Annotated in this window: 5 protein-coding genes; all 5 read left to right on the top strand. The window is 69.0% G+C overall.

Features of this window, described 5'->3' with window-relative positions; genetic code table 11:
- The first annotated feature begins 265 nt into the window (after nt 1-265).
- Complete coding sequence (gene uxaC, locus ACTHL9_RS01700) at nt 266-1,678, top strand: glucuronate isomerase (protein ID WP_440516897.1); 1,413 nt, start codon at nt 266-268, stop codon at nt 1,676-1,678.
- Between the two features lie 10 nt (nt 1,679-1,688).
- Nucleotides 1,689-3,005, top strand: a complete 1,317-nt coding sequence (locus ACTHL9_RS01695) for a mannitol dehydrogenase family protein (protein ID WP_440516896.1) — start codon at nt 1,689-1,691, stop codon at nt 3,003-3,005.
- Between the two features lie 101 nt (nt 3,006-3,106).
- Nucleotides 3,107-4,336, top strand: a complete 1,230-nt coding sequence (gene manD, locus ACTHL9_RS01690; RefSeq protein ID WP_440516895.1) for a D-mannonate dehydratase ManD — start codon at nt 3,107-3,109, stop codon at nt 4,334-4,336.
- Between the two features lie 4 nt (nt 4,337-4,340).
- Nucleotides 4,341-4,865: a gluconokinase gene (locus tag ACTHL9_RS01685; protein ID WP_440516894.1), complete on the top strand. Its 525-nt coding sequence runs from the start codon at nt 4,341-4,343 to the stop codon at nt 4,863-4,865.
- A gap of 179 nt (nt 4,866-5,044) precedes the next feature.
- Entirely contained in the window at nt 5,045-6,016 is a 972-nt protein-coding gene (locus ACTHL9_RS01680) for a phosphodiesterase (RefSeq protein ID WP_440516893.1), read from the top strand.
- Nucleotides 6,017-6,261: the final 245 nt, after the last annotated feature.

The following is a 6,261-nucleotide window of genomic DNA, read 5'->3' as shown; positions in this document are numbered from 1 at the left end:
CTCGCTCGAGCCGCACCTCGCGGCCGCGTTCTCGCTCGGCGGCTACAGCGGCCCGTACGCGTTCGGCGTGGCCGCCCGCGCCTTCGCGAAGGTCCTCGACGCGGCTGGTGTCGCCTCCGTCTGACGTCGCGTTCCTGCCCGCCTGCGTTCCTGTCCACTTCTTCGCGCCCCTCGGCGCGGCTCGCCGACGTTTCCATGCGACACGCCGCGGAGCCGGCCCAGAAGTGGACAGGAGCGCGTGCCGATACCACCAGAAGGACTTTCGATGACTGATTCCCTTGCCGCCAACCCCGACCGCCTCCTCCCCGCAGACCCCGGAACCCGTCAGATTGCGCGTGAGCTCTACGCCGACGTCGAGCATCTGCCGATCCTTTCCCCGCACGGCCACGTCCCCGCCGAGTGGATCGCGGACGACGTCCCGTTCACCGATCCGACCTCCCTCCTGGTGAGCCCTGACCATTACGTCACGAGGCTCATCCACGCCGCGGGCGTTCCGCTCAGCGAGCTCGGCGTCGGGGGCGGGCCTGCGGATTCGCGGGCGGCGTGGCGGCACTTCGCCGAGGCCTGGCCGCTCTTCGACGGCACGGCGTCCGGCTACTGGCTGCGCAGCGAGTTCGAGCACCTGTTCGGGCTGCCGGCGGAGATGGTCGACGCGCTTCCAGCCCACGCGGATGCGGCGTATGACGCGATCGCGGCGAAGCTCGCCGAGCCCAGCTTCCGGCCCCGGCAGCTGTTCAAGGACTTCGCCATCGAGGTCCTCGCCACCACCGACGACCCGTTGGACTCCCTCGAGGCCCACGAGCGCCTCGCGAAGGACGAGACCTTCACCGGCCGCGTCATCCCGACGTTCCGGCCGGATCCGTACATCAACCTCGCCCATCCGGAATGGGCGTCGCGGGTCGAGCGGCTCACGGCCGAGGCCTCTGGCGGCACGGCGGGCTACGAGGGGTACCTCCGGGCGCTCGAGGCGAGGCGGCGGTACTTCGTGGACCACGGTGCGGTCTCGGCGGACCACGGCGTGCGGACCCCTCTTACGCTCAAGCTCGAGCGGTCCGAAGCCGAGGCGCTCTTCGAGAAGGCCCGCCGCGGGGAGGCCACGGCCCGGGACCGGGACGTCTTCGAGGCGCACATGATGTACGAGATGGCGCGGATGTCCGTCGAGGACGGCCTCGTCATGACCATCCACCCCGGCTCGTTCCGCAACCACCACGCGCCCACATTCGCCAAGTACGGCGCGGACTCGGGCCACGACATCCCGTTCGCGATCAATTACACCGAGGGCATCCGGGCGCTCCTGCAGGACTTCGGCACCATCAAGGACTTCCACCTTGTCCTGTTCACGCTGGACGAGACGGTGTTCTCCCGGGAGCTCGCCCCGCTGGCCGGCTTCTACCCCAGCGTGTACATCGGGGCGCCGTGGTGGTTCCTCGACGCGCCGGACGCGATGCTGCGCTTCCGCTCGGCCGTGACCGAGACGGCCGGGTTCTCGCGGTCCTCAGGCTTCATTGACGACACGCGGGCGTACTGCTCGATCCCGGCCCGCCACGACACCTCGCGCCGCGTCGAGGCCTCGTTCCTGGCCCGGCTCGTCGCCGAGCATCGGATCACGGAGACGCGGGCGCACGAGCTCATCGCGGACATCGTCGACGCCGCGCCCCGGCGCGTCTTCAAGCTCTAGGAGGGCACCCATGCCGAGCACGACCACCGAGCTTCCGCTCCTGAGCCGGAACGGCGCCCCGCCGCCGCCGGCCCGGATCGTCCACCTCGGGCTGGGCGCGTTCCACCGCTCCCATCAGGCCTGGTTCACCGCGCACGCCGGGGACGCTGGCGAATGGGGGATTGCCTCGTTCACCGGCCGCCGCCCGGACGCGGCCCTCGCCCTGGCCCCGCAGGACGGCCTGTTCACGCTTGTCGAGCGCTCGGCGGGCGGGGACAGTTTCGAGGTCGTCGGCTCAATCGCCGAGGCCGTCGACGGCGCGGATACCGCGCGGCTGAACGAGCTCCTCGCAGCGCCGGCCACCGCCGTCGTCACCCTCACCGTCACGGAGAAGGTGTACGACGACGACAGCCCCGACGCGCCGCTCGGTCGCCTCGTGCGCGGGCTGGCTGCGCGGAGGGACGCAGGGGCGGGCCCGATCGCCGTCGTCAGCTGCGACAACCTCGCCGGCAACGGCGAGGTGGCGCGCGCCGCCGTCGTCCGCCTGTCCGAGGCCCTCGAGCCAGCCCTGGGGGAGTGGGTGCGGGAGAACGTGAGCTTCGTGGGCACCTCGGTGGACCGGATCACCCCGCGGACGACGGCGGACGACGTCGCCGAGGTCGCGGAGCGCTGCGGGTACCGGGACGCCTCGCCGGTGGTCGCGGAGCCCTTCGCGTCGTGGATCCTGCAGGGGGACTTCCCGGCGGGACGTCCCGCATGGGAAGATGCGGGGGCGCAGTTCGTGACGGACCTCGAGCCGTTCGAGAACCGCAAGCTGTGGCTCCTTAACGGCGCCCACACCCTGCTCGCCTACGCCGGCCAGCTGCGCGGGCACGCGACCGTCGCCGAAGCCCTCGGGGATCAGGCCTGCCGCGCCGCCATGGAGGAGTTCTGGGACGAGGCAGCCCGGCACCTCACCGAACCCGGGCTCGATATCCCCGGCTATCGCCAGGCCCTGCTCGAGCGGTTCGCCAACCCCCGGATCGCGCACTACCTCGCCCAGATCGCCCAGGACGGCTCGCTCAAGCTCCGCCTTCGCGCTGTGCCGACGCTCCGCGCCGAGCGGGCCGATGGCCGCTCAGGGATCGCCGCGGCGCGGATGGTCGCCGCGTGGATCGACTGGGTCGCTGACAGCGTCGCCCAAGGCGCCGAGATCCAGGATCCCCAGGGCGACAGCGTTCGGGAGGCGGGTTCCCTGTCCGGGCGAGAGCGGGTCGAGGCGCTCCTCCGCCTCGTGGACGCGGACCTGGCGAAGGATACCGCCGTCGTCGACCTCGTCGACAGCGAGACGGCATACTTTGGCAAATAGTTGGCAAACGATTGCCAAGACCGTTTCCCAAAGGACTAGTCTGGGGACCACGCACTCAGGGGCCAACCCCTTTTTGAACCATCTCGAACGGAGAGGACGACATGAAGATCGTTGCCGCTGATGTCTTTGTGACCAGCCCGTCGCGGAACTTCGTCACGCTGAAGATCACGACCGACGAGGGCATCACCGGCATCGGCGATGCGACGCTCAACGGCCGCGAGCTCGCCGTTGCCGCGTACCTGAAGGAACATGTCGCCCAGCTGCTGGTGGGCAAGGACCCGCACATGATCGAGGACACGTGGCAGTTCCTCTACCGCTCCTCGTACTGGCGGCGGGGCCCGGTGACGATGGCCGCAATCGCGGCGGTGGACATGGCGTTGTGGGACATCAAGGGCAAGGTCGCGAACCTGCCGGTGTACCAGCTCCTCGGCGGGGCGTCCCGGCGCGGGCTGCGCGCCTACGGGCACGCCTCGGGCACGGACCTTCCCTCGCTGTTCGACTCGATCCGGCACCACCTCGAGCTCGGCTACAAGTCGATCCGGGTCCAGACCGCGATCCCCGGCATCAAGGCCGTCTACGGCGTCGCGGCCCAAACCCAGGCCTCGGGCGAGCGCTACGACTACGAGCCGGCCGGGCGCGGGGCGTTCCCGCAGGAGGAGGACTGGGACACCCGGGCCTACCTGAAGCACCTGCCGACCGTGTTCGAGGCCGTGCGGAACGAGTTCGGGCCGGACATCCCGCTCCTGCACGACGGCCACCACCGCATGACCCCGATCCAGGCCGCGAAGCTGGGCAAGGCGCTTGAGCCCTACGACCTGTTCTGGCTCGAGGACTGCACCCCCGCGGAGAACCAGGAGGGCCTGCGCCTGGTCCGCCACCACACCACGACCCCGTTGGCCATCGGGGAGATCTTCAACACCGTGTGGGACTTCCAGCTGCTCATCCGCGAGCAGCTCATCGACTACGTCCGGGCCGCCTCGACGCATTTCGGCGGGATCAGCCCGCTGAAGAAGGTCATGGACTACGCCGCGCAGTACCAGATCAAGTCCGGCTTCCACGGGCCCACGGACATCTCCCCGGTCGGGTTCGCCGCGCAGCTGCACGTGGGCCTGGCGATCCACAACTACGGCATCCAGGAGTACATGCAGCACTCCGACGCGACGAATACGGTCTTCGAGCAGTCCATGACGTTCATCGACGGCTACCTGCACCCCGGCGACAAGCCGGGCCTCGGCGTCGAGTTCAACGAGGAGGCGGCGAACTCGTACCCGTACCAGCAGGCCTACCTGCCGTACAACCGCCTCATCGACGGCACCGTCCACGACTGGTGAGGCGATGAGCACTGGTGATTCCGTGAGCTCAGGCGAGGTGCTGCACGTGATCGTCATGGGCGTCTCCGGCTCGGGCAAGAGCACCGTCGGGGCCCTCCTCGCCGAGGACCTCGGCGGGGAGTACCTCGACGGCGACGTCCTGCACCCTCAGGCGAACATCGACAAGATGGCCGCGGGCATCCCGCTCACCGACGCGGACCGCGAACCGTGGCTCCGGATCATCGGCGAGCGGATGGCCGGAGCGGACAGCACGATGGTGATCGGCTGCAGCGCACTGCGCCGCGTGTACCGCGACATCATCCGTGCCTCAGCCCCAGACACCCGATTCGTCCACCTCGTGGGGAGCCACGATCTCCTCGCCCAGCGGATGAAGACGCGCCCCGGCCACTTCATGCCGCCGTCCCTGCTCGAGTCACAGATCGCCACACTCGAGGACTTGGACCCGGACGAAAACGGGAAGGTGTTCGACATCGCGGAGCCCCCCGAGAAGATCGCCGAGGCCGCTGCGGAGTGGCTCCGCGGCGCCTGATACGGGCAAAAATCAAGGGAGGACGACGACGGAGGGCAGCTTCCGCCGTCGTCCTCCTTTTGCTGCTCGCGTTTCGGGAGATTTCTCCCAGTTTTGCGGCGTGTTAACTGGACATTAAGATTGTGTGCGTTTTTCATATGTGCACTTGGGGAACACAGAACCCGATCCAGAAGGCTGATATGGGCACCGTCAAGGCCGAGCATCCGCGGCCCCGCCACTTCCTCCTCCACCTCAGCGACACCCATCTGCTCGCAGATGACCAGCTCCACGGCACCGTCGATGCTGCCGCCGAGTTGGAGCGCGTCTTTCAACAGGCGGCCGACGCCGGGGGGTCGCCCGAGGCGATTGTCGTCACGGGAGACCTTGCAGACCGGGGGCAACGGGGGGCCTACGAGAGGCTGCGGTCGATCGCCGAGCCTGCTGCCGAGCAACTGGGGGCCCGCCTGATCTGGGCGATGGGCAACCACGACGACCGTGCGGAGCTGCGTTCGGCCCTCCTCGGGGAGGAGCCCTCGACCGAGCCCCTCGACCGGGTGCACTGGCTCGGCGGGCTGCGCGTCATCACCCTCGACACCACCGTCCCCGGCTACCACCACGGGGAACTCGAGCCGTCCCAGCTCGAGTGGCTGGCCGAGGAGCTCGACTTCCCTGCGCCCGACGGCACCCTCCTCGCCATGCACCACCCGCCGGTTCCCTGCGTGCAGGACCTCGCGGTGCTCGTCGAGCTCCGCGGCCAGGCGGCACTCGCTGACGTTCTCCGTGGCACGGATGTCCGCGCGATCCTCGCCGGCCACCTCCACTACTCGACGAGCGCAATGTTCGCCGGAATTCCGGTCTCTGTCGCGTCGGCGACCTGCTACACGCAGGACCTCGCCGCGGTCGTGGATCCAGAGACCGGCATCCGCGGGACGCGCGGGCGCGATACCGCGCAGGCGTACAACCTCGTCCACGTCTATGGCGACACCGTCATGCATTCGGTCGTGCCAGCCTCCGGTGGGGCCACCGTGGGCAAGGAGGTGCCTGCAGAGGAGGTCGCCCGAATCCTCGAGAGGGCCGGCATCGAGTTCCCCGAGGACGAGGGGGCCTTCGACCGGGACGCGTTCGACGGCGAGTCTCAGCACCCGACCACCGGGATGCTCCCCATCCTCTAACCGTTTCGGGTGCAGATACTGCCCCGTTTCTGGCGTTTCGGGTGCAGATACTGCCCCGTTTCTGGCGTTTCGGGTGCAGATACTGCCCTCGATGTCCTGAGACAGGGGCAGTATCTGACGCGAAGATAGGTGGGTCAGGATGCCGTGGCGAGTGTGACTTGGTAGCCCATGGCCTCGAGTTGGTGGATGGCGCGGCTCTTGGTTCGGTCTGGGTGTAGGCGGTTGAAGAAGTCGGCTCCAGGGTC

The sequence above is a fragment of the Sinomonas sp. genome (genome assembly GCF_051955515.1).
GTDB lineage: Bacteria > Actinomycetota > Actinomycetes > Actinomycetales > Micrococcaceae > Sinomonas.
This window is presented reverse-complemented; position numbering and strand designations above follow the sequence as displayed.